Here is a 22,560-nt window from a genome sequence, read left to right on the forward strand (position 1 = left end):
ACACTACATGGGAAATTTAAGGTGAAGTTCTTAAAATATTTTTTCATCTTCGTTTTTGCTTGCATAATTTTGGGAGGAGCCTCGATATACGGTATGTATAAGTATGTTGAGCCTCAGTTACCCGATGTCGCGACATTAAAAGATGTTCGTTTACAAACCCCTATGCAGGTATTTAGTGCAGACGGAGAGTTAATCGCGCAATACGGCGAAAAACGTCGTTTACCGCTAACATTGGAGGAGATGCCTCCTCAACTTATTAATGCCTTTATCGCAACAGAAGATACTCGTTTTCGTGAACATCACGGTATTGACCCTATTGGGATCACTCGTGCTGTTGTCGTGGCATTAACATCAGGACAAGCCTCTCAAGGCGCAAGTACCATCACGCAACAATTAGCTCGAAATTTCTTTTTAACACCTGAAAAGAAATTAATGCGAAAAATTAAAGAAGCCTTTTTGGCGATCCGCATTGAGAAAGAGCTTACTAAAGATGAAATTTTAGCGTTGTATCTAAATAAAATTTATCTAGGTAACCGTGCTTACGGTGTGGGTGCTGCAGCTTATGTTTACTTTGGTAAAAGTGTTCACGAGCTTAGTCTAAATGAAATGGCAGTGATTGCTGGTTTACCAAAAGCGCCATCGACACTTAACCCGCTCTATTCTTATGATCGTGCTTTAAAACGTCGTAATGTTGTTTTACAGCGTATGTATGAAGAGAACTATATCACTCGTGCACAGTATGAAACTGCAAGAGCTGAGCCGATAGTTGCTAAATACCATGCACCGCAAATTGATTTCTCCGCACCTTATCTAACAGAAATGGTGAGAATGGAGATGTATGAGCGTTATGGTGAAAATGCTTATACAGATGGCTATAAAATCTACACTACGATTGTTCGTAAAGATCAACTAGCAGCAGAAAAAGCGTTGCGTGACAATGTTATCGACTACGATATGCGTCATGGTTACCGAGGTGCTCAAGAAGTTTTATGGAGTGAAGGACAAACGCCATGGGATAACGAAGCTATCAACAAGAAATTAAAAGGGATCCAAACTTATGGCCCTTTAATTCCGGCTGTTGTGTTATCCGCGGATGCTAAAGAAGCCAAAGTTATCTTAAAAACGGGCGACAACATTACGCTAGATTTAAAAGCGGTTCGTTGGGCTCGTAAATTTATTTCTGATACCTCTCAAGGTGCAACACCGACAAAAGTTGATGCCGTTGTCCATGTTGGTGAGCAAATTTGGGTACGTCAAAATAATGAAAACAGTTGGGTATTAGCGCAACTCCCGGGTGTTAATGCCGCATTTGTTGCATTAGATCCAATCAATGGTGGGATTATTGCGCTTGTTGGCGGTTTTGATTTTGAGATCAGTAAATTTAACCGAGTTTCTCAATCTTTACGCCAAGTCGGTTCAAACATTAAACCTTTCTTATATGCTGCGGCGTTAGATAAAGGGTTGACATTATCGACACTGCTTAATGATTTACCTATTAGCCGTTGGGATGCTGGGGCAGGAACAGATTGGCGCCCTAAAAACTCACCGCCAACTTACGCAGGCCCTATTCGTTTACGTCAAGGTTTAGGTCAGTCTAAAAACGTAGTGATGGTACGTGCAATGCGCGCAATGGGTGTGGATTATGCTGCTGATTATCTATTGCGTTTTGGTTTCCCTAATCAAAATATTGATAGAACAGAATCTTTAGCATTAGGATCACCATCATTTACACCAATGCAAATGGTACGAGGGTTTGCTGTTATGGCAAACGGCGGATATCTCATTGAACCTTACTATATCCAACGTATTGAAAATGCTGATGGTGAAGAGCTGTTTACTGCAAAACCCAAAGTAGCTTGTCCAGATTGTACTGATATCCCTGTTATTTACGGTGATACTATGCGTTCTATTGCATTATCTGATGACTATATGGAAAACGTTGCTCAATCTAATAACGCTCAGTCCGTGGCAGCTGCGCCTGAAATTGAATTAGAACAAGCACCGTTAGCTGAAACTGTAAAAGAAAGTCCTTACGCACCACACGTTATCAGCACACCACTGGCTTACTTAATGCATGATGCATTAAGAACAAACCTTGTAGGTGAGCCGGGATGGTCTGGTACAGGTTGGCGTGCTGTTCGTGATCTTAAACGCCAAGATATTGGTGGTAAGACAGGAACAACAAACAGCTCTAAAGATGCATGGTTCTCTGGATATGGTGCCAATATTGTTGCCACAGCTTGGATTGGCTTTGATGACAGTAGCCGCAATTTAGGTCGAACAGCTGCTAGTGGTGGTGAAGCGGGTGCTAAAACAGCGCAACCTATTTGGAACGACTTTATGAAAGTGGCTCTGGATGGTGTGCCAGTTAATATGATGCCTGCACCAAAAGGTGTCGTCGCTGTTCAAATCGATAGAAGAACAGGAAAGCTGGCAGGTGATGGCTCTTCAATGAAAGAGTATTTTATTGATGGCACTCAACCGACAGAAAGAGCAAAAAATGAAGTAGGAACTCAGATTTTTGAGGATAATGGCGAATCTAACGAGTTATTCTAATTAATCGAAAATAAAAAACCGGATGTCAAAATCCGGTTTTTTATTATCTACTTATTTTGTAATAGATAGCGATGGGCCAAGAAGAGAGCACTGACGCTACGAGCTTCAGTGAAGTCTGGATGGTTGAGTAAGTCCATCATTTTTGCGATAGGCCAACGTATTTGGAGCAATGGTTCAGGCTCATCCCCTTCAAGTTGCTCTGGATAAAGCTCATGTGCAATAACAATGTTCATTTTGCTAGAAAAGTAAGATGGTGCCATAGAAAGCTTTGCAAGCTCTATTAATGAGTGAGCACCATAGCCAATTTCTTCTTTTAGTTCGCGGTTCGCGGCTTGTAGGGCATTTTCACCAGGATCAATAGCGCCTTTGGGAAAACCAAAATCGTAATTTTCGATACCTACGGCGTATTCACGAATAAGAATAAGATTGTCATCAATAATAGGAACAATCATAACGGCTTCGCGATTAGCAGGTTTCATTCGCTCATAAGTACGCTTTTCTCCGTTACTAAACTCCAGATTAACGGATTGGATCTGAAATAATCGAGAACGGGCGATGTTATCAATGTTTAATATATTGGGTTTTTTAAGTTCTTTCATAACAGCCCCTGGCAGAATAGAGATTAACCTGAATTTAACACATTAATGACAAAATAAATCTAACAATTAGATTTAGCTTTTAAAGGAAAATTGAGTACACTCCGCTATCAAACCTAGTTATTTATTGATTTTTTGAGAATATTATTATTTATTGATTCGCTATTTTACCCGAAGATAGCATTGTTAGCGGATATAAACTTGATAAGAGATATAAATTATAACGCGGCAACAAGAATATAATCTATTGTATTTAAATAAAAAATAGAACAAAAGAATAGGAATTGCCTTATGTTAGGCAGGGTTTTAAATTTGTTATTGTTACTACGCAGCATCAGTATAAGCATGGGGAAAAAATGAGATTATCAGTCATTATATTGGCTATCTTGATGATAAGCCTATTTATAATGGCCGCCTTTCTATTCTTTAAAAGAAGGCGGCTTGATGGCTCACATCATCTCCCATCTCTCGCTAAACCTACTTATCGCAAGCTCACTTCTGATGACTATGGGCTTATTAGTGATTATTTATCTTATTTTGGTACATCTGACTTCTCTTCTGGCTATTCATTACAAAACTTCCCCGACATGCCAATTAAAGGCGAAGTCGTTACTACATTAAGAAATATCGTTAATCGCTTTGCGGGCTCTAGTGAAGGATTAAATCATTGGCGCTACTATATTGATGCCGTAGAAATTCATATTCCCCCACTGCTTGTTCCTTATCTTCAGCAAGAAAACGTTCTTGATGTTGTCTGCACCCCTTCGATCCCCATCGTGGTTGGTGTGAATGGCCATTTCTTAAAAGATGAAAAAATTCATTTTTCTGCTTTAAGTTTAAAGCAGCTTTCTGAACCTATATTGGCAAATGGTTCATCAACAATTCAAAAGAATGAAGGTGATGCGGCTCACTTATTACAAATCCGAGAAGAAACAAACGAAGAATATCGATTACATAACTCATCTGGTTTTTGGGATGGTTCTTTTATTTGTATAGGGCTTACTTTGTGTCTAACAGCCTTAATGATGCCTCAAGTTTTTCTTCCTTGGATTTTAGCGACCGGTAGTGCTTTTCTTGCTGCTGGTGTTTTTCTGATCCACAACCCTTTGATCAAACCTCGTAAACAAGAAATCCACTGTTTTAAAGGTCGTTTAAAGCGCTGGGGGCTTTTTGGCAACTTTGATCATGGTCAGGTAAAGAATGTTTCTTTAGGGGGGATTGATCTCGTCTATCCTCCTCATTGGGAGCCTTATATTCAAAGCGATATTGATAAGGTGACTTATTTAGAAATGTATCCAAGTCATCATGTTGTAAAGCAAGGAAACTACCTTTCATTGCATGATGAAGAGAAAAATTATCCATATAAACGCTATATTAAAAATATTATCTTCGTTTTTTGGAGCCTGTTTATTATTGGCATGTTGTATCTCTATCAGCCTCTTTCTCTTTCAATGAAACTCAGTTTTTCATGGCTTAAAGATACAGAACCTCATTTAGTCACTAATTTTACTGAGTTAGAAACAACTGATTTGCATGTAGGAGACATTATTCAAGCGAAAGGGGTTGGGATGTGTTACATGCCACCTAATTTATCAAGTAAGAATAATAAAACGATTTTTGCACCTTTTGATTGTTCTGGAATTTATTGGAATAACAGTAATCCAATGCCAATGCCTGAGTCGAGCACGATAGAAAAAGCTGCCGCGTTATTGCATATGGTTGAAGAACAATTACATCCCGTTTCTAATAACCGAGTTAACCCGAGTTTAGGCCAAGCGATTACTAAATCTGGGATGAATCTGTTAGATAATTTTGATGGCATTGTGTTGAAAACACAGGATTTATGTCCAAGAGAAAATGAGTGTATTCGCCTTAAAATGGCGTTAGTTAACTTAAGTAATGTCAATGATTGGGCTGCATTAGTTCAACGAGCTGAAAGTGGTAAATTAACCGGAACCAATGTTTTATTGCGTGCTGTGAGTGCTGAGGCCTTGGAAAAGCTTATCGACACCACCACATCTTCTTTTATCTACCGAGAAATAGATAAAGCCGCAATACTGTTAAACAGTCCTCCACCAGGTGGTGTGCTGTTAATCAGTGATGAGAGAAAACAGCTTGTTGATTACGCTTCAAGTTCAAACTCCGTGTTTGAACCTACTCCGTTAGAACAGTGGCGAGAACTACAACGTTTATCCGATATTTTATTACATACACCTTTTGATACAGGTGGTGTAATAACTGGCATGCTTGTTGATGCGAATGGTACGTTACAGATATTTTTACATAGCCTGCCTGATTCGATGACGATGTTATATTACATCGGGAATACGTTATTATTGTTTATCGCTATTGGGTTCTTAATATTGAACCTATTTCTTATCATCCGGCGTCGGCGACAAAACAACCAACGCATGAATAAAATCAGTCTTTACTATGAGCACTGTTTTTATCGCCCTCCTCAGTAAGTCCCTTGTTGTGGAAGGCTATGTGTTTACACTATCGCCTTCATAAAGAAGTTGAAGTTAAGGAGAAAGGGATGAGTCAACCATCGCAAGAAAATGGCGTCCGTTTAGATAAATGGCTTTGGGCTGCACGTTTCTATAAAACACGTGCTATTGCTCGCACAATGATTGAAGGTGGTAAAGTTCACTACAATGGTGTGAGAGGCAAGCCAAGTAAAACCGTTGAAGAGGGTGCTGAAATACGCCTACGACAAGGTAATGATGAACGGACGGTAACCATTCTTATGGTCAGTTCACAGCGACAAGGTGCTACGCAAGCACAAGCACTTTATTGTGAAACACCAGAGAGTATTGCTAAAAGAGAAAAAATTGCTCTAGCAAGGAAAATGAATGCGTTAACAATGCCTCATCCTGAACGTCGCCCCGATAAAAAGGAAAGACGCACCTTACTTCGCTTCAAACAGACAAATTTACAAGAATCGGATTAACCGATTCCCTGAAATGAGAGAAAATCATGTCTAAAAAAGACTCTTTATCACGTTTTTTATTCGAAAAAAACGCGGTACGTGGCGAATTGGTCAATGTGACTGAAACCTATCAATCAATGCTTGAGAATCATCATTATCCTGAGCCAGTTCAACACCTTCTGGGTGATTTACTGGTGGCTACCAGTTTGTTAACAGCTACGCTTAAATTTGAAGGCGATATTACAGTTCAAATACAAGGTGATGGCCCTGTGCGATTGGCAGTGATCAATGGAAATAACAATCAACAAATGCGTGGTGTTGCACGTATTGGGGATGATGTTAAAGCGGGTAGTACCTTAAAAGAGATGATCGGGAATGGTTTTATGGTCATCACGGTAACACCTGAAAAAGGTGAACGTTATCAAGGTATTGTTGCTCTTGATGGTGAAACTATTGAAGCTTGTATTGATAACTACTTTAAGCAATCAGAACAGTTACCTACGCGCGTATTTATTCGTAGTGGTATGCAAGCGGGCAAACCAGCCGCGGCGGGTATGTTATTACAAGTATTGCCAGCATCAGAAGAGTTCACCGCAGAACATACTGCGGAACATTTTGAATTGCTCACACAGTTAACACACACAATCAAAGCGGAAGAGCTATTTACGCTAGATACTAAAGAGATCTTACATCGTTTATATCACGAAGAGGATGTCACTCTTTATGATCCTCAAGTTGTTGAATTTCATTGCACTTGTTCGCGTGAACGTTGTGAAAATACATTAGTAACATTGTCGAAAGAAGATGTGAACCACCTGTTACAAGAACAGGGAAATATTGATATGGAATGCGAATATTGTGGAACACATTACATCTTTACTGAGAATGATATTAATAATATCAATAACTTGAGTGAATCTGAATTGCACTGATTCGATTTAGCAAGGCTGTTTTATCAAAAGGACGCTATTTTGCGTCCTTTTTTATTCAACAATATTTCTTTAGTTTTGTGCATTAGCTCTCGTTCTTAACATAAAAAAATTATAAATTTTCAAAATATTGATAACAATCGCTGTTAATTACTCGTAACACCTTAATATTATTCGTAGAAAGGTCTATTTATCAGGAGCGAAACTATGAGCGTTAAAGGTCTTACCCCTAAGGATCTCCAGCAGTACGGTATTAAGGACACGAGTGAAATCATTTATAACCCAAGCTATGAGCTGTTATTTAATGAAGAAACAAAGCCAGGATTAACAGGTTATGAGCGAGGCACACAAACCTCGTTAGGTGCTATTGCCGTTGATACAGGTATATTTACTGGACGTTCTCCGAAAGATAAATACATTGTTCGTGATGATGTTACTCGTGACACCGTATGGTGGGCTGATCAGGGTAAAGGTAAGAACGATAATAAGCCACTTTCACAAGAAGTGTGGACTGACTTAAAATCATTAGTTACTAATCAGCTATCAGGCAAACGTTTGTTTGTTGTCGATGCGTTTTGTGGTGCGAATGCGGATACACGTTTAAAAGTGCGTTTTATCACAGAAGTTGCTTGGCAAGCGCATTTTGTTAAAAATATGTTTATTCGTCCTGAACAAGAAGAGCTGGAAAATTTCACACCAGACTTCATTGTGATGAACGGAGCGAAATGTACAAATCCAAATTGGAAGGCTCAAGGTCTGAATTCAGAGAACTTCGTTGCTTTCAATTTAACTGAACGCATTCAGTTAATTGGTGGTACTTGGTACGGCGGCGAGATGAAGAAAGGTATGTTCTCCATGATGAACTACTTCCTTCCTCTTAAGGGTATGGCTTCTATGCACTGCTCCGCAAACGTTGGCGAAAGTGGTGATGTTGCTATTTTCTTTGGTCTATCTGGTACAGGTAAAACAACTCTTTCAACCGATCCTAAGCGTAAGCTAATTGGTGATGATGAACATGGTTGGGATGATGACGGTGTGTTTAACTTTGAAGGTGGCTGTTACGCAAAAACAATCCACTTATCAAAAGAAGCTGAACCCGATATCTATGGTGCAATTAAACGTGATGCACTGTTAGAAAACGTGGTTGTGTTATCTGACGGCTCTGTTGATTTCGACGATGGCTCGAAAACAGAAAATACCCGCGTTTCTTACCCTATTTATCATATCGATAATATCGTTAAACCTGTTTCCAAAGCAGGTCATGCTAAGAAAGTCATTTTCTTAACAGCAGATGCTTTTGGTGTGTTACCTCCTGTTTCACGTTTAACACCAGAACAGACGCAATACCACTTTTTATCAGGTTTCACCGCTAAACTTGCGGGAACTGAACGTGGTGTAACCGAGCCAACGCCAACATTCTCAGCGTGTTTTGGTGCGGCATTCTTATCTCTGCACCCAACACAATACGCTGAAGTATTGGTAAAACGTATGCAAGCATCAGGTGCAAAAGCCTATTTGGTTAATACAGGTTGGAACGGCACAGGTAAGCGTATTTCAATTAAAGATACACGCGCGATTATTGATGCCATCTTAAATGGTGATATTGATAAAGCACCGATGAAAACATTACCAGTGTTTGATTTAGAGATCCCAACTGCACTGCCTGGCGTTAACAGTGAAATTTTAGATCCGCGCGATACTTATGCTGATAAAACACTATGGGATACCAAAGCAGATGATCTTGCCGATCGCTTTGTGAAAAACTTCGATAAATATACGGATACCCCAGCAGGTCAAGCGTTGACTAAAGTTGGACCCAAACGTTAATTACTAATAACGTGAATAAAAACATAACGTGAATAAAAACATGATGTGAATAAAAACACCAAACTCATAGGATGTGATTTTGGTGTTTTTTTATTTTTGAGATCTTTGAGAAAAAAAATCCCTGAAATGCGAGAAGATTTCAGGGAATAGAAAAATAAAGTGAAATAGTTTATTAGAGAAAAAGTGGCTTTAGAGGGTGGTAGCCCAACTATGCTGTTACAGTAGGTAAATCAAACAGTAAAATTTCACTATCTTCATCACCAACGAAACGGATCATATCTTCATTAGCAATTGCTACACCATCACTGGTGGTCGCAATAATGTCATTAATCGTTATTTTACCTTTCACAACTTGTAGCCAAACATGACGACCCGCTTCGGCTTGATATTGTGCTTCTTCACCTTTTTTCAGGTTCCAGCGCCATAGCGTCATATCTTGGAAGACTTTTAAAGAGCCATCACGGGCATCTGGCGATAAAATAAGCTGTTTACTTACTGTCGTATCAAAACGGCGTTGATCGTAACGTGGTGTGATACCGACGGTGTTTGGCATAATCCAAATCTGGTAAAAATGCAATCCTTTATCACTATTCGGATTATATTCTGAGTGAGTAATACCTGTACCCGCACTCATTATTTGAAACTCACCAGCAGGAACATTTTCTTTATTCCCCATGCTGTCTTTATGCTCGATATTACCTTCAAGCACATAGGTTAAAATTTCCATATCTTTATGTGGGTGAGTACCAAATCCTTCACCGGGTATGACGCGATCTTCATTAATAACTCGTAGTGCAGAAAATCCCATAAAATCACGATCGTAATAATTTGCGAAAGAGAAGGTATGCCAGCTATCTAGCCAACCATGATTAGCGTGTCCTCTTTCATTTGCTTTGCGTAGATAAATCATAATGTGTTTCCTTCTCTGAAGTTGTTGAACACAGTTTACTCAATAGCGCAAAGTAAAAAAGCGGAGGAATTTAACCTGAGTATCCAAATAATTTGAATAAGAGGAAACAGAAACATCGAATAGGTTCTAGAAAAGAAAAAGCCAGCACCCGGCTGGCTAAAGTAAAACACTGGAAGCAATGTGAGCAATGTCGTTCTTTCATATGACCCTGAAGGTGGTGCATCTGAAAGTGTTATTGATGATAATGGTTCTCAGTATCATTTGTAAAGTGCTTTTTTTAAGCAAATTAGAAAAAAGAGCCAAAAAAGTCTTAACTCACTGATTAACGAGTTATTTTATTTTAATAATTTTTTAAAACATGAATATAACCAAATAGTTAACAATATTCTTTATAGGGGCAATTATAGGGGAAAAAATAGAAAATGCGGCATAAAACCAGATAAAAGGAAGGGATATAAGGTGTTTTTAATCGCTACTAAGAAATACAAGAAGAAAAAGCCATCACTGATTGATGATGGCTGGTTTTTATTATGTATGACTTATAAGTTTAAAGAATTATAAAGCCAATATTTATAACTTTAATATTTGCAAATTTATTCATTATTGCTCTACAAAAGTCGATTTTGGTGTTGAGATAAGGCTCTGTGCACAGGCATAAGCTGAACTCCATGCCCACTGGAAGTTATATCCACCTAACCAGCCTGTTACATCGACCACTTCTCCAATAAAATAGAGTCCTTTTACTTTTGTGGCTTCCATTGTTTTAGAGGATAGGGCTCGAGTATCTACGCCACCCAGTGTGACTTCTGCGGTACGATATCCCTCTGTACCATTAGGCTGAACTTGCCATTCTTGTAGTAACGTTGCAATTTGCGTAATACGTTCGTTACTAAGTTGAGTTAGAGAAACATCAGGCAACTGTTTATTTTCTATCATTATTTCAATAAAGCGCTTTGGTAATAAGCGAGAAAGCGTATTTTTTAATGATTGATTCGGATGCTCTTGACGTTTTTCTTGTAGAAAGCTTTCAAGATCAATGTTAGGAAGTAAGTTAATACTCACATACTCACCTGGTTGCCAATAACTAGAGATTTGCAAAATAGCAGGGCCTGAAAGACCACGGTGAGTAAAAAGAATGTTTTCTTTAAAACTCGTTCCATTCTTTGCTGTCACAATAGTGGGTACAGCTACACCTGATAGCTGGCTTAATTGCTCAAGTTGAGGTTTATGCAATGTAAAAGGAACCAATCCTGCGCGCGTCGGTAAAACAGAAAGCCCAAATTGCTCTGCAACTTTATAGCCAAAAGGGGTGGCACCTAAACCGGGCATCGAAAGCCCTCCACTGGCAATAACCACCGTAGGTGTCGCAATAGCTTTTCCATCAACCCAAACAGTAAAGCCTATATCTGTTTTCTCTATTTGCGTGACTTCACTACGTAAGCGAACACTTACTTTTCCTTTTTGGCATTCAGCGAGTAATAAATCAACAATTTGTTGTGCTGAATCATCACAAAATAGTTGCCCTAGTGTTTTTTCATGGTAGGCGATGTTATGTTTTTGCACTAACTCAATAAAATCCCATTGTGTATAGCGAGCAAGTGCTGACTTACAGAAATGTGGATTCTCTGATAAATACGCCGAAGGTTCGATATACATATTGGTGAAATTACAACGTCCACCACCTGACATTAGAATTTTACGGCCTGCTTTTTTACCATTATCGAGGACTAAAACAGATAATCCTGCTTGTCCTGCTAAAGACGCACAAAAAAGCCCCGCGGCACCTGCACCTATAATTACTGTATCGTATGATCCCACAATGATGTCTCGTTCTTGGTTTTCTCTGACTACTTAATCAATGATTTTCGCGTAAGATCAGAGTATTTTTGTAAAATTATATGGAGAAATCTGCATTTTTCACCTAAATTCGTATTAGCAAGGAAAAAAATTGTCAGAAATTTACTTTTTTTTTATTTTTATTAATTAAATGATATATAAGGAATTATCTTAAAAAGACTCTGATTTTCATGGTTATCAAATCAAAAAAAGGTTAAATTTCGCTTCCACCGTTCGCATTTGTCGCTGATAATGCGCCGCGTTCATGTCCAACTAACTGGCTTAACGTCTATGCTACATTTGTTTACTGACCTAGAATTTCATACAGGTTTAATGTTGGTTTTAGCACTGTTATTTGTGCTATTTTATGAAGCTATTAACGGCTTCCATGATACCGCAAATGCGGTAGCAACTGTTATCTATACTCGTGCTATGCGTGCGCAATTTGCAGTCGTGATGGCGGGTGTATTTAACTTCCTTGGAGTTTTGCTCGGTGGATTGAGCGTAGCTTATGCTATCGTTCACTTGTTACCGACAGATCTTCTGCTGAATGTGAGCTCGGCTCATGGCCTTGCCATGGTCTTCTCGTTGCTGTTAGCTGCCATTATCTGGAACTTAGGTACATGGTATTTCGGTATTCCAGCATCAAGTTCACATACGCTGATAGGTGCTATCATTGGTATTGGTTTAACAAATGCTATCGTGACAGATTCGTCTATCGTTGACGCATTAAACATACCAAAAATGATCAGTATCTTCCTATCACTCATTCTTTCACCAATTATCGGCTTGGTTATTGCAGGCGCGATGATTTTCTTACTGCGCCGTTACTGGAGTGGTACGAAAAAACGTCGTCGTATTCACCTGACACCTGCTGAACGTGAGAAACAAGATGGTAAGCGTAAGCCGCCATTTTGGACTCGTACTGCACTGATTTTATCTGCAGTTGGGGTAAGTTTCTCTCATGGTGCAAATGATGGGCAGAAAGGTATCGGTCTTATCATGTTGGTGTTAATTGGCGTGGCGCCTGCGGGCTTTGTCGTCAATATGAGTGCGAGCGGATACGATATCACCAAAACTCATGATGCAGTTGTACACTTACAACAATATTATGAGAAACACCAGCCAGCGCTACAGCATGCTATTGAGAATACACCAGTAGTACCAGCACAAGCTGATGCTAGTGATACAGATTTCCATTGTAATAGCGCAAGAACGCCAATTGTTCTGAATCAAACAGAACAGATGCTTGCAAATATTAGCTCTTATGATGAGCTAACAGCAGACCAGCGTGCTCAAATGCGTCGATTACTTATGTGTATCGCTGATACCGCAACAGAAGTGGCTAAATTACCAGAAACTAGCGCCCAAGATGCACGGTTCTTAAAAACATTGAGTCGTGACCTGCTAAACACAGTGGAATATGCTCCGATTTGGATCATTATCGCAGTGGCATTAGCGCTCTCTATCGGGACAATGGTAGGTTGGAAACGTGTTGCTGTAACAATTGGTGAGAAGATCGGTAAAAAAGGTATGACTTACGCTCAAGGGGTTTCTGCTCAGGTAACAGCAGCAGTTTCCATTGGTGTAGCAAGTTATACGGGTATGCCTGTATCAACAACACAAGTTTTGTCATCTGCAGTTGCAGGTACGATGATTGTTGATGGTGGTGGTGTTCAAACGAAGACAGTGAAAAACATTGCACTGGCTTGGATCTTAACATTACCAGTTAGCATTGGTTTATCAGGTTTACTTTATTGGATATCACTGACATTTATTGTGAATAGCTGATAGCAGTAATTTACCCAAGTTTGTTTATAAACGGTGACTAAAAGTCACCGTTTTTTTGTTTTTGTCACTACCAGAAAAGCATCGCAATTAAACTTGCGACAGCCAAAATACAAAAACGGCTAACAAGATAAAATTGCCGATAAATTCGCTCGCAACGCATAATAACTTCAGGATTATGATGGTTGATGTATTGGCGTTGGTTAATATAGCGGATAAGTCGCAACTGTTTTGAAAATTGCCCGTGCATAGTAAAAAATCCATTACCATCCACCGATTGGTAGAGCAAAGGATCAGATTGGCGCAATATGGTGAGTAATACTCGAATAGATGAGAAATAACGCACCATATTAATCAGGCAAAGAATACATAGCGCCCAAAAGACAACAATGACATTAAACATAATCCCCTCCCTAGAATAATAGATTCTGAGATGAGAAAACCTTTACCAACAAAGGTTACTTTTTTCTCTAATTTAAGTTTAGGTGAAATTAAGCAATAAACAAAAGTGACTTTTTCAAGTTGTTTCCTTTTTCAGAAAAAAAGATAAAAAATAACTCTAAAAGGGTGTTTTTGTTGTTTTTTATACTCAATTCTCATTATTATGATGATATTGTCGGTGAATGACATCGTGCTAATCTAAAATGGTGTATATTGTTATTTATCGATAGATGCTTTCTTGATGAATTTGACATAAGTTGTGATCAAGGCGACATCTAACTTTCATCTTAAAACGTTATATTTAATACATAGGATTTAGGCTTAACCGCCTTTCCAACCGATTAATCAGCTTATGGAAGGAGTTCACGATGGCTTATAAGCATATTCTAGTGGCAGTTGATTTATCCCCTGAGAGTAACGTCTTAGTACAGAAAGCTGTATCTATGGCAAAACCCTATAATGCCAAAGTTTCCTTAATTCACGTTGATGTTAACTACTCTGATCTTTATACCGGTCTAATTGATGTCAACCTCGGTGATATGCAACAACGTATTACTGATGAAACCCGTAACGCGTTAAAAGACCTCTCTGATAAATCAGGTTATGAAATTCAGGAAACCCTGAGTGGTAGCGGTGATTTAGGTCAAGTTCTGGTTGATGCGATTAAGAAATACGATATGGATTTAGTCGTTTGTGGTCATCACCAAGATTTCTGGAGCAAATTGATGTCATCAGCACGTCAACTAATTAATACTGTGCATGTTGATATGCTAATTGTTCCTCTGAAAGATGATGAATAATTGCTTGCTTGTTTAAGCAAAAAAAATGCCTGCTTATGCAGGTATTTTTTTGCCTAAAATTCCCGTTTTTCCTGCTGTTAAATAGAGTCAACCTTTTTTTTTTGTCTAATTATGAAAAAAATGTCTTGAAGTGTGAATGCATTTTAATGATATATTCAAGAAGCAAAACAACATCAACCTCACAAAACCCAAAAATATTCCGAATAAATGAGGTTATGCCAACATCACATTACACAAAAAAGGAATAGCTGAATGAATATATCTGGCTCATTATCTTCGTTTTTAGAAGGGGTAGAAAAATATAACGCTCATCAGCCTGAGTATCATCAGGCGGTTCGTGAAGTTTTTACCACTTTGTGGCCTTTTTTAGAGAAAAACCCACAATATCGTGAACAATCATTACTTGAGCGCTTAGTTGAGCCTGAACGTATTATTCAGTTTCGCGTCTGTTGGTTAGATGATAAGGGGCAAGTGCAAGTTAACCGTGCATGGCGTATCCAATTTAACTCAGCCATTGGACCTTACAAAGGTGGTATGCGTTTTCACCCATCAGTGAACCTTTCCATTCTAAAATTCTTAGGTTTTGAGCAAACATTTAAAAATGCATTAACGACATTGCCGATGGGAGGAGCCAAAGGAGGTTCTGATTTTAACCCTAAAGGCAAAAGTCATGGAGAAGTGATGCGTTTTTGCCAGGCACTAATGACAGAACTTTATCGTCATTTAGGCGCTAATACGGACGTTCCTGCCGGCGATATTGGTGTGGGGGCCCGAGAAGTCGGCTTTATGGCAGGCATGATGAAAAAGCTGTCTAATAGCAATGAATGTGTCTTTACAGGTAAAGGCCTTTCATTTGGTGGCAGTTTAATCCGCCCAGAAGCCACTGGGTACGGTTTAGTTTACTTTACTAATGCGATGCTTAAACGCCATGGCATGTCTCTTGAGGGAATGCGTGTGGCTGTTTCTGGTGCAGGTAACGTTGCACAGTTTACTATCGAAAAATGTTTAGAGTTAGGCGCTAAAGTCATCACTGCATCAGATTCAGGCGGTACTGTGGTTGATGAAGCTGGATTTACTACTGAAAAACTAGCTCGTCTCACTGAAATTAAAAATAATTACGGTCGAGTTGAAGAGTACGCAAAAGAATTTGGTTTAACGTATCTTGAAGGACAACAACCTTGGGCTGTTCCTGTTGATATTGCTTTGCCTTGTGCGACACAAAATGAGTTGGATTTAGAAGCAGCTAAAGTACTTATCAAAAATGGCGTTAAAGCTGTTGCTGAAGGTGCAAATATGCCAACAACAATTGCAGCAACTGATGCCTTTATCGAAGCCGGTGTCCTTTTTGCACCAGGTAAAGCAGCTAATGCAGGTGGTGTTGCAACTTCGGGTTTAGAGATGGCGCAGAATGCAGCACGTTTAAGCTGGAAAGCAGAGAAAGTGGATGCTCGCTTACATCACATCATGTTAGATATTCACCATGCTTGTGTGAATTACGGCGGTGAAGGTAAGCAGACTAATTATATTCAAGGCGCGAACATTGCAGGCTTTGTTAAAGTCGCAGATGCAATGCTGGCACAAGGCGTACTGTAAATTTCATTGATTCTGAACGGGTGTTTAACACCCGTCAGATTTCAGACCAAATTCTTTTCCCTTATATGTAAGTGTTTACACACAAGGGTAAATATCAAAACGGTGATTTTTGGTTGTTATATTGGCATGTGCAGGCTGATTATTTAATGGCTCTGCATAATCGGGCCGTTTTACGACGACACGTTTTTTCGCCAAAGTGATTGCGGGTTCGAGTAATGCATCTGCATCTTCATCAGCACCGACTAAAGACTGAAACACTCGCATCTCTTTTTTTACTAATGCGCTTTTCGCCTTATGTGGATACATCGGATCAAGATAGACGACATCAGGAGGTGGCGTGATCTCAGTGAGTGCTTGGGCTGAAGAGGCATGAATTAACGTCATTCTCTTTTGCATCCATTCGCCAATATCCGCATCAAGATAGGCACGCTTTAGGCCATCTTCAAGTAATGCAGCAACGACGGGATGGCGCTCTACCATTCTGACTTTGCAACCAATAGACGCTAATACAAAGGCATCTCGACCAAGTCCTGCTGTCGCATCAACAACATCGGGTAGATAGTCTTTTTTGATCCCGACAGCTTTTGCTACCGCCTCACCTCGGCCACCGCCAAATTTACGACGGTGTGCCATTGTGCCCTCTACAAAATCCACATAGATGCCCCCTAATTTAGGTTCATCTTGTTTGCGTAATTCAAGGTGAGTAGGCGTTAACACTAAAGCCATGATTTGCGTTTCGTCGTGAACTAATCCCCAACGTTGCGCTAAATCAGATAAGGCGCTGTTATCAGCGCCTTCTTCACAAAGTAAACAGATATTCACATATCATCCTTTAATGCCGTAGCCTTTAAGCATAGCATCAAGTTTTGGCTCACGACCACGGAAGCGTTTGAACAGTTCCATAGGCTCTTCTGAACCACCACGAGTTAAGATATTATCAAGGAATGATTGACCCGTTTCTCGGTTAAAAATGCCTTCTTCAGAGAAGCGAGAGAATGCATCAGCCGCCAGGACATCCGCCCATAGATAGCTGTAATAACCTGCAGCATAGCCACCGGCAAAGATATGGCTAAAGGCATGAGGGAACCGAGCCCATGGTGTTGAAGGAACAACAGAAACTTGCTCTTTCACACTGGTTAAGGTTTCCATCAGACGAGCGCCCTTAGCGGGATCATATTCAGCATGTAAACGGAAATCAAACAGACCAAATTCTAATTGGCGTAATACAAACATTGCTGACTGATAATTTTTTGCTTTAAGCATATTATCAAGCATTGCCTGCGGTAATGGTTCGCCAGTTTCATAATGACCAGAAATAAAGGCTAAAGCTTCTGGCTCCCAGCACCAGTTTTCCATAAATTGGCTTGGTAATTCAACGGCATCCCAAGGAACGCCATTAATACCTGCAACATCAGCGGTATCAATTTGCGTTAACATGTGATGTAAGCCATGACCAAACTCATGGAACAGTGTGGTGACTTCATTATGAGTAAACAGTGCAGGTTTATCACCTACTGGCTTATTGAAGTTACAAGTGAGATAAGCAACAGGGTTTTGTAGCTTGCCATCTGCATGACGCATTCTTCCTATGCAATCATCCATCCAAGCACCGCCACGTTTGTGTTCGCGTGCATATAAATCAAGATAGAAGCTACCACGTAAGGTGTTGCTTTCATCATAAAGCTCAAAGAAACGAACATCATCATGCCAAGTGTCGATATCGTTACGTTCTTTGGCTGTTAAACCATAGATACGATGAACCACTTCAAATAAGCCACTTAAAGCACGTTGTTCTGGGAAGTAAGGACGTAGTTGCTCATCATCGATTGAGAACAGGTGTTGTTTTTGCTTTTCGCTGTAGTAAGCCAGATCCCATGACTCTAATTTATCAACACCATAGTGTTCTTTTGCAAATTGAGTGAGTTCAGCTAACTCTTCTTCACCTTGCGGATGAGCTCGTTGTGCTAAGTCAGTTAAAAAGCTAAGGACTTGCTCTGGAGACTCAGCCATTTTAGTAGCAAGTGACTTTTCAGCATAATTTTTAAAACCAAGCAGTTGAGCCAGTTCGTGGCGTAGTGCGAGGATCTCGGCAATAATTTCGCTATTATCCCACTGACCTGCATTTGGACCTTGATCGGAGGCACGCGTGCTATAAGCGATGCTCATCTCTTTTCTAAGTTCACGATTATCCGCATAAGTCATTACAGGAAGGTAGCTTGGCATATCAAGTGTTAACAGATAACCATCTTGCTCTTTAGATTGTGCGATAGCTTTTGCTGCATCAATAGCGCTTTGAGGCATACCTGATAAGTCTTCTACATCAGTAATTAGTTTAGACCAACCCATTGTGGCATCTAATACATTATTACCGTATTTAGCACCTAATTCAGACATACGCGCACTGATTTCACCAAAACGCTGTTGTTTCTCTTTTGCTAAACCGATGCCTGATAATTCAAAGTCACGTAATGCATTTTCAACCGCTTTTTTCTGTGGTTGAGTTAATGCATTAAAATCAGCACTTTCTTTAATTGATTTATAAGCTTGATATAAGCCTTCGTGCTGTCCCATCCATGTACTGAATTCAGATAGCAACGGTAAACTCTGTTCATACGCTTCACGTAGTTCAGCACAGTTTTTAACAGAATTTAAATGGCTAACAGGGGACCAAACACGAGAAAGTTTATCGCCTGCTTCTGCTAATGGTTGGCAAAGGTTATCCCAGTTAAACTGAGTATTATCAGCCAGTAATTTTTCAACTGTTTCACGATACGTGGTTAAAACTTCTTTTAGTGCAGGAACAACATGTTCTGGTTTGATAAGGGAAAATGCAGGTAATCCCGTTGTGCTAAGTAATGGATTTGACATAAAAACATCCTGTATTTTGGTTTGCAGTGACGTAAAACACACCACTGAGTTTATTCGTTATAGATAGTAAGATGAGGATGAAACTGTATAAGTTCAATAGTATCGCGGTAATTATCGGTGGTTTTACTCAAAAACGGGATTATTTTATTTGAAAGGGGTTTTATTGATTTGATGCACTTGGGATTAAAAATAATTCAGCGTATAATCATCCCGTTATTTCATTTTGACCCATTCAAAAATGGAAGATCATCGTCCCCGGTGGGGCGGCTGGACTTCAAATCCAGATGGGGCCGCCAGCGGTCCTTGGCAGGTTCGACTCCTGTGATCTTCCGCCACTTCTTGTTTTATCACTTTCCAATAAAGCCTCTAATCAATGCTTTCTCTGAGAGGAAAATTGCCCAAAACACAACCATCCGGAAATTCCGGATAGTTCGATTAGAAGGTAATCAGCTTAGCTGTAATATACTGAATTACAATCTCTCAATGACTGCGAAGTGTAACAAGGTGTTGGTGGGAGTAGTAAGAAAACTGCGGATAACTGACGGTTCATAACAACAAAAAGTGTATTAAGAACCTTTCAGTATTAGTCGATCATGACAGGTTTTAGTTGAGGTTATTTTCTCACTAGAAATCAGTCTTAGAAAAACCGGTCATACCCACTAGCTCCATTTCGCGCCCTAATGCTGTCATTGGATGGACAATTATCAATCCTCGTACGGCTTTCTTCAGCTTACCAATATCAGCTTGTTCTTTCTTAGTGATGAGGCGTTTGAATGGCATATCCTCTAATTTCTGTGCTTCTTTACTGAGTTTATTGTTACGTACTGCTTTCAGACGAGCGATTTCAGTTTCCAGTTCTGTTTTTTCTTTCTCAAACCCTGCATATTTTTCTGCTTCGTCTGATAACGAGAGGCTTGCCATCTTGTGACGAATAAAGTCTAAACGGTCGCTGAGGAGTTTGATTTTTGCTTTTTCGTTTTCTTTCATTATTAATTAACCATGAACAAATTTATGGTTGGTAAGTATACACTATTCTGTGTAAGAGCGTGAAAAGGGAGCCGATTGGTTGCACCAAAGCAGACAATATCTTCACTATTTTTTCTTATTAAGCATCGACTTTAAATCAGCAAAAGGATTATAAGTGGCTGCACCGACATCATCTTGTGCATCTTCACCGGCAACAACAGTTGTGCCGTATTGGTCTGCTTCTGTGTATTTAGAGTGTTCATGATCATGGCAAAACAGACACAATAACTCCCAGTTACTGCCATCCTCTGGGTTATTGGTATGGTCGTGATCAATATGATGAACGGTGAGTTCACGTAAGTTCGAGTAGACAAATTCACGCGCACAACGTCCACATACCCATGGGTAGATTTTCAGTGCTTTTTCACGGTAGCCACTTTCTAACCGTGCATAGTTTTTAGGGATAAGAGCCATTGTTAGTATTACCTGTTATCAGAGAAAGTTTGACGATAGTTTTTTCCAATATACTCTGAATGTACGGATAGGTTCAAATCTCACAAGACCAATTTCTCTCAACAAACCACCAATCTTACAATCTGATGCACTCTTAGAAATTACAGGTATAATTTCAAAAATTATTTAGCAGATTTAGGCATAAAAATGGCAAAACTTACTTTACAAGAGCAAATGTTAAAAGCAGGGCTTGTGACCAGTAAAAAAATGGCAAAAGTCCAAAGAACAGCAAAAAAATCACGCATTCAGGCACGAGAAGCGAGAGAAGCCGTAGAAGAAAATAAAAAAGCTCAACTTGAGCGCGATAAATTGCTTAGTGAGCAACAAAAACAAGCAACATTATCTAAAGAATATAAAGCGCAAGTTAAGCAACTTATTGAGATGAATAGAATTACGCCAGAAAAAGGTGATATTGATTTTAACTTCACTGACAATAATGTGATTAAAAATATCGTGGTGGATAAACTGACACAATCTCAATTGATTAGTGGACGTCTCGCGATTGCTCGTCTAGATAATGCAGATAAAACGGAATACGTAATTATACCAGCCAGTGTTGCGGATAAAATTACACAAAGAGATGTGGACTGTATCTTGTTAAATAACGCACTTAGCGAGACAGAACAAGATGAAGACGATCCTTATGCTGATTTTAAAATCCCAGATGATTTGATGTGGTAATCAGCAAAGTAGCTTATTAGCTCAAAGGCATAGTCTGTATAAGCATTGTGCTTTATACTGCATCTGGAAATTTTTGTAGATAAACGATTAAGTAGGCGATAATGGCAATGAACGGAATAATCACAAAGTGGTTTGAAGATAAAGGTTTTGGATTTATTAAAGATGAAAACGGGGATAACCGTTATTTTCATGTGATTAAAGTTGCCAACCCTGCTTTGATAAAAACAGATGCAAATGTCACGTTTGAACCAACCACCAATACCAAAGGCCTGTCGGCTTACGCGGTGAAAGTGATCCCAGATAGCAAATATGTTTATATTGCTGGTGAACGAATTAAACTGGCATCCATTAAATCATTTCGAATTTTTAGTGAAGATGTGTCCGCAGATACGCATATCAATAAAGAAAACACCGTACTTTCTGTCGGTACTTTAATGAATAGCATTAGACCAAAATCAGCGGATGACTCTAATAATATGCGCACGTTAAGAAAGCTTGCGATCACCACAATGCACGGAACCGAGATAATTTTTACTGAAGATGAAATTGATATCGATGAAACAGTAAAAGCACTTAAGTTGTAAATATCGACATTTAAAACGGGCTTTCGCAATGCGCTTTTATTGGTGCTTGGCTAATGGGGTGAACAAAATGAAGTTCACTTGCGTGAAGCATCAGTCGCGGAGTCCGTTCAGTTCCTTCCATTCCTTCAATTAAGACTCTATCGCACCCACCATATAAATCACAACCTAAAATAGGATGCCCTATAAACTGGCTGTGAATACGAAGTTGATGTGTCCTTCCAGTTTCAGGCACAAATTGTACCCGCGTTAAAGGCAATAACGTTCCATCTTCTAACGTATGATAAAAACGCTCAATAACGTGATAACGAGAGCGTGCAGGCTTGCCATTAATCGGACAAATTGACATGCGCGGGAACAGAGCCGGATCTTTTGCAATCGGTGCATCGATTATTCCTTCATTATCATTCAAATGCCCACACAATAGTGCATTGTATACTTTGGTTACACTGCGTTGGCTAAATTGCTGACACAAAAGGGCGTTGACTGCTTTATTGCGTGCCACAACCATCAATCCAGATGTGCCAAAATCAAGCCGATGAACAAGAGTACATCCCGAAAATAGCTTCACTAATCGATAATGTACCGAGTCTATATTTTGTGGATTTTTTCCGGATAAGCTCAATAATCCTGTCGGTTTGTTGATAAGGACTAAGTGCTCGTCTTGATAAAGGATCTCGATTTCATCATGGCAAGGTGGGGCAATAAAAGTATCGATAATCATAGACATCAGCTTATCCACAAAA

19 protein-coding genes and 1 tRNA gene are annotated in these 22,560 nt (G+C 39.5%); 11 read left to right on the forward strand and 9 right to left on the reverse strand.

Annotated elements, in window-relative coordinates:
- The first annotated feature begins 21 nt into the window (after positions 1–21).
- The gene (gene mrcA / locus C0T34_RS16710; RefSeq protein WP_109850517.1) at positions 22–2,556 is read left to right on the forward strand and encodes a peptidoglycan glycosyltransferase/peptidoglycan DD-transpeptidase MrcA; all 2,535 of its coding nucleotides are present in this window, start codon (positions 22–24) and stop codon (positions 2,554–2,556) included.
- 47 nt (positions 2,557–2,603) lie between these two features.
- Here mrcA and nudE read toward each other — a convergent pair whose 3' ends face one another.
- Positions 2,604–3,155, reverse strand: a complete 552-nt coding sequence (nudE, locus tag C0T34_RS16715; RefSeq protein ID WP_109850518.1) for an ADP compounds hydrolase NudE — start codon at positions 3,153–3,155, stop codon at positions 2,604–2,606.
- 353 nt (positions 3,156–3,508) lie between these two features.
- Between nudE and umoB the strand changes: the two genes are divergently transcribed.
- The 4 genes from umoB (at position 3,509) to pckA (ending at position 8,837) form a co-directional block, all read left to right on the forward strand.
- Positions 3,509–5,617 (forward strand): flagellar biogenesis regulator UmoB, encoded by a 2,109-nt coding sequence (gene umoB, locus C0T34_RS16720; protein WP_098941569.1) that lies wholly within the window; start codon positions 3,509–3,511, stop codon positions 5,615–5,617.
- Between the two features lie 71 nt (positions 5,618–5,688).
- Positions 5,689–6,102, forward strand: coding sequence for a ribosome-associated heat shock protein Hsp15 (gene hslR, locus C0T34_RS16725; protein WP_098941570.1), 414 nt, complete (start codon positions 5,689–5,691; stop codon positions 6,100–6,102).
- A 26-nt stretch (positions 6,103–6,128) separates the two neighbouring features.
- On the forward strand, positions 6,129–7,013 hold the full coding sequence (gene hslO / locus C0T34_RS16730; RefSeq protein ID WP_098941571.1) for an Hsp33 family molecular chaperone HslO: 885 nt from the start codon (positions 6,129–6,131) through the stop codon (positions 7,011–7,013).
- Between the two features lie 204 nt (positions 7,014–7,217).
- Positions 7,218–8,837 (forward strand): phosphoenolpyruvate carboxykinase (ATP), encoded by a 1,620-nt coding sequence (gene pckA / locus C0T34_RS16735; protein ID WP_098941572.1) that lies wholly within the window; start codon positions 7,218–7,220, stop codon positions 8,835–8,837.
- Between the two features lie 208 nt (positions 8,838–9,045).
- Here pckA and C0T34_RS16740 read toward each other — a convergent pair whose 3' ends face one another.
- Together C0T34_RS16740 and C0T34_RS16745 are read right to left on the reverse strand one after the other, a co-directional pair.
- Positions 9,046–9,747, reverse strand: coding sequence for a pirin family protein (locus C0T34_RS16740; RefSeq protein WP_098941573.1), 702 nt, complete (start codon positions 9,745–9,747; stop codon positions 9,046–9,048).
- Between the two features lie 600 nt (positions 9,748–10,347).
- Positions 10,348–11,565 (reverse strand): NAD(P)/FAD-dependent oxidoreductase, encoded by a 1,218-nt coding sequence (locus tag C0T34_RS16745; RefSeq protein ID WP_098941574.1) that lies wholly within the window; start codon positions 11,563–11,565, stop codon positions 10,348–10,350.
- Positions 11,566–11,874: 309 nt separating this feature from the next.
- Between C0T34_RS16745 and pitA the strand changes: the two genes are divergently transcribed.
- Positions 11,875–13,374, forward strand: coding sequence for an inorganic phosphate transporter PitA (gene pitA / locus C0T34_RS16750; RefSeq protein ID WP_098941575.1), 1,500 nt, complete (start codon positions 11,875–11,877; stop codon positions 13,372–13,374).
- A 67-nt stretch (positions 13,375–13,441) separates the two neighbouring features.
- On the opposite strand, the gene uspB is transcribed toward pitA, so the two are convergent.
- Complete coding sequence (gene uspB, locus C0T34_RS16755) at positions 13,442–13,774, reverse strand: universal stress protein UspB (RefSeq protein ID WP_075672586.1); 333 nt, start codon at positions 13,772–13,774, stop codon at positions 13,442–13,444.
- A 406-nt stretch (positions 13,775–14,180) separates the two neighbouring features.
- On the opposite strand from uspB, the gene uspA reads away from it, so the two are divergent.
- Positions 14,181–14,612, forward strand: coding sequence for a universal stress protein UspA (gene uspA, locus C0T34_RS16760; RefSeq protein WP_023583131.1), 432 nt, complete (start codon positions 14,181–14,183; stop codon positions 14,610–14,612).
- 252 nt (positions 14,613–14,864) lie between these two features.
- Positions 14,865–16,205 (forward strand): NADP-specific glutamate dehydrogenase, encoded by a 1,341-nt coding sequence (gdhA, locus tag C0T34_RS16765; RefSeq protein WP_075672585.1) that lies wholly within the window; start codon positions 14,865–14,867, stop codon positions 16,203–16,205.
- Positions 16,206–16,280: 75 nt separating this feature from the next.
- On the opposite strand, the gene rsmJ is transcribed toward gdhA, so the two are convergent.
- Complete coding sequence (gene rsmJ, locus C0T34_RS16770; RefSeq protein ID WP_098941576.1) at positions 16,281–17,027, reverse strand: 16S rRNA (guanine(1516)-N(2))-methyltransferase RsmJ; 747 nt, start codon at positions 17,025–17,027, stop codon at positions 16,281–16,283.
- Positions 17,028–17,030: 3 nt separating this feature from the next.
- Positions 17,031–19,073 carry an oligopeptidase A gene (gene prlC / locus C0T34_RS16775; protein WP_109850519.1) on the reverse strand — a complete coding sequence of 681 codons (2,043 nt, stop codon included), beginning with the start codon at positions 19,071–19,073 and terminating at the stop codon, positions 17,031–17,033.
- 240 nt (positions 19,074–19,313) lie between these two features.
- Between prlC and C0T34_RS16780 the strand changes: the two genes are divergently transcribed.
- A tRNA-Sec gene (locus C0T34_RS16780) sits at positions 19,314–19,408 on the forward strand.
- A gap of 289 nt (positions 19,409–19,697) precedes the next feature.
- Here the strand turns inward: C0T34_RS16780 and C0T34_RS16785 are convergent.
- Both C0T34_RS16785 and yajD read right to left on the reverse strand, forming a co-directional pair.
- Positions 19,698–20,060 carry a YibL family ribosome-associated protein gene (locus tag C0T34_RS16785; protein ID WP_098941578.1) on the reverse strand — a complete coding sequence of 121 codons (363 nt, stop codon included), beginning with the start codon at positions 20,058–20,060 and terminating at the stop codon, positions 19,698–19,700.
- Positions 20,061–20,165: 105 nt separating this feature from the next.
- Positions 20,166–20,513 carry an HNH nuclease YajD gene (gene yajD / locus C0T34_RS16790; protein ID WP_006534437.1) on the reverse strand — a complete coding sequence of 116 codons (348 nt, stop codon included), beginning with the start codon at positions 20,511–20,513 and terminating at the stop codon, positions 20,166–20,168.
- 186 nt (positions 20,514–20,699) lie between these two features.
- Here yajD and C0T34_RS16795 point away from each other — a divergent pair, with 186 nt between their 5' ends.
- Both C0T34_RS16795 and C0T34_RS16800 read left to right on the forward strand, forming a co-directional pair.
- Positions 20,700–21,233 carry a DUF2058 domain-containing protein gene (locus C0T34_RS16795; protein ID WP_109850520.1) on the forward strand — a complete coding sequence of 178 codons (534 nt, stop codon included), beginning with the start codon at positions 20,700–20,702 and terminating at the stop codon, positions 21,231–21,233.
- A 101-nt stretch (positions 21,234–21,334) separates the two neighbouring features.
- Positions 21,335–21,817 carry a cold shock domain-containing protein gene (locus tag C0T34_RS16800; RefSeq protein WP_109850521.1) on the forward strand — a complete coding sequence of 161 codons (483 nt, stop codon included), beginning with the start codon at positions 21,335–21,337 and terminating at the stop codon, positions 21,815–21,817.
- A 10-nt stretch (positions 21,818–21,827) separates the two neighbouring features.
- On the opposite strand, the gene C0T34_RS16805 is transcribed toward C0T34_RS16800, so the two are convergent.
- The gene (locus C0T34_RS16805) at positions 21,828–22,544 is read right to left on the reverse strand and encodes an RluA family pseudouridine synthase (protein ID WP_109850522.1); all 717 of its coding nucleotides are present in this window, start codon (positions 22,542–22,544) and stop codon (positions 21,828–21,830) included.
- Positions 22,545–22,560 lie beyond the last annotated feature (16 nt).

It is taken from the genome of Proteus sp. CA142267, from assembly GCF_003336825.1.
GTDB lineage: Bacteria > Pseudomonadota > Gammaproteobacteria > Enterobacterales > Enterobacteriaceae > Proteus > Proteus terrae.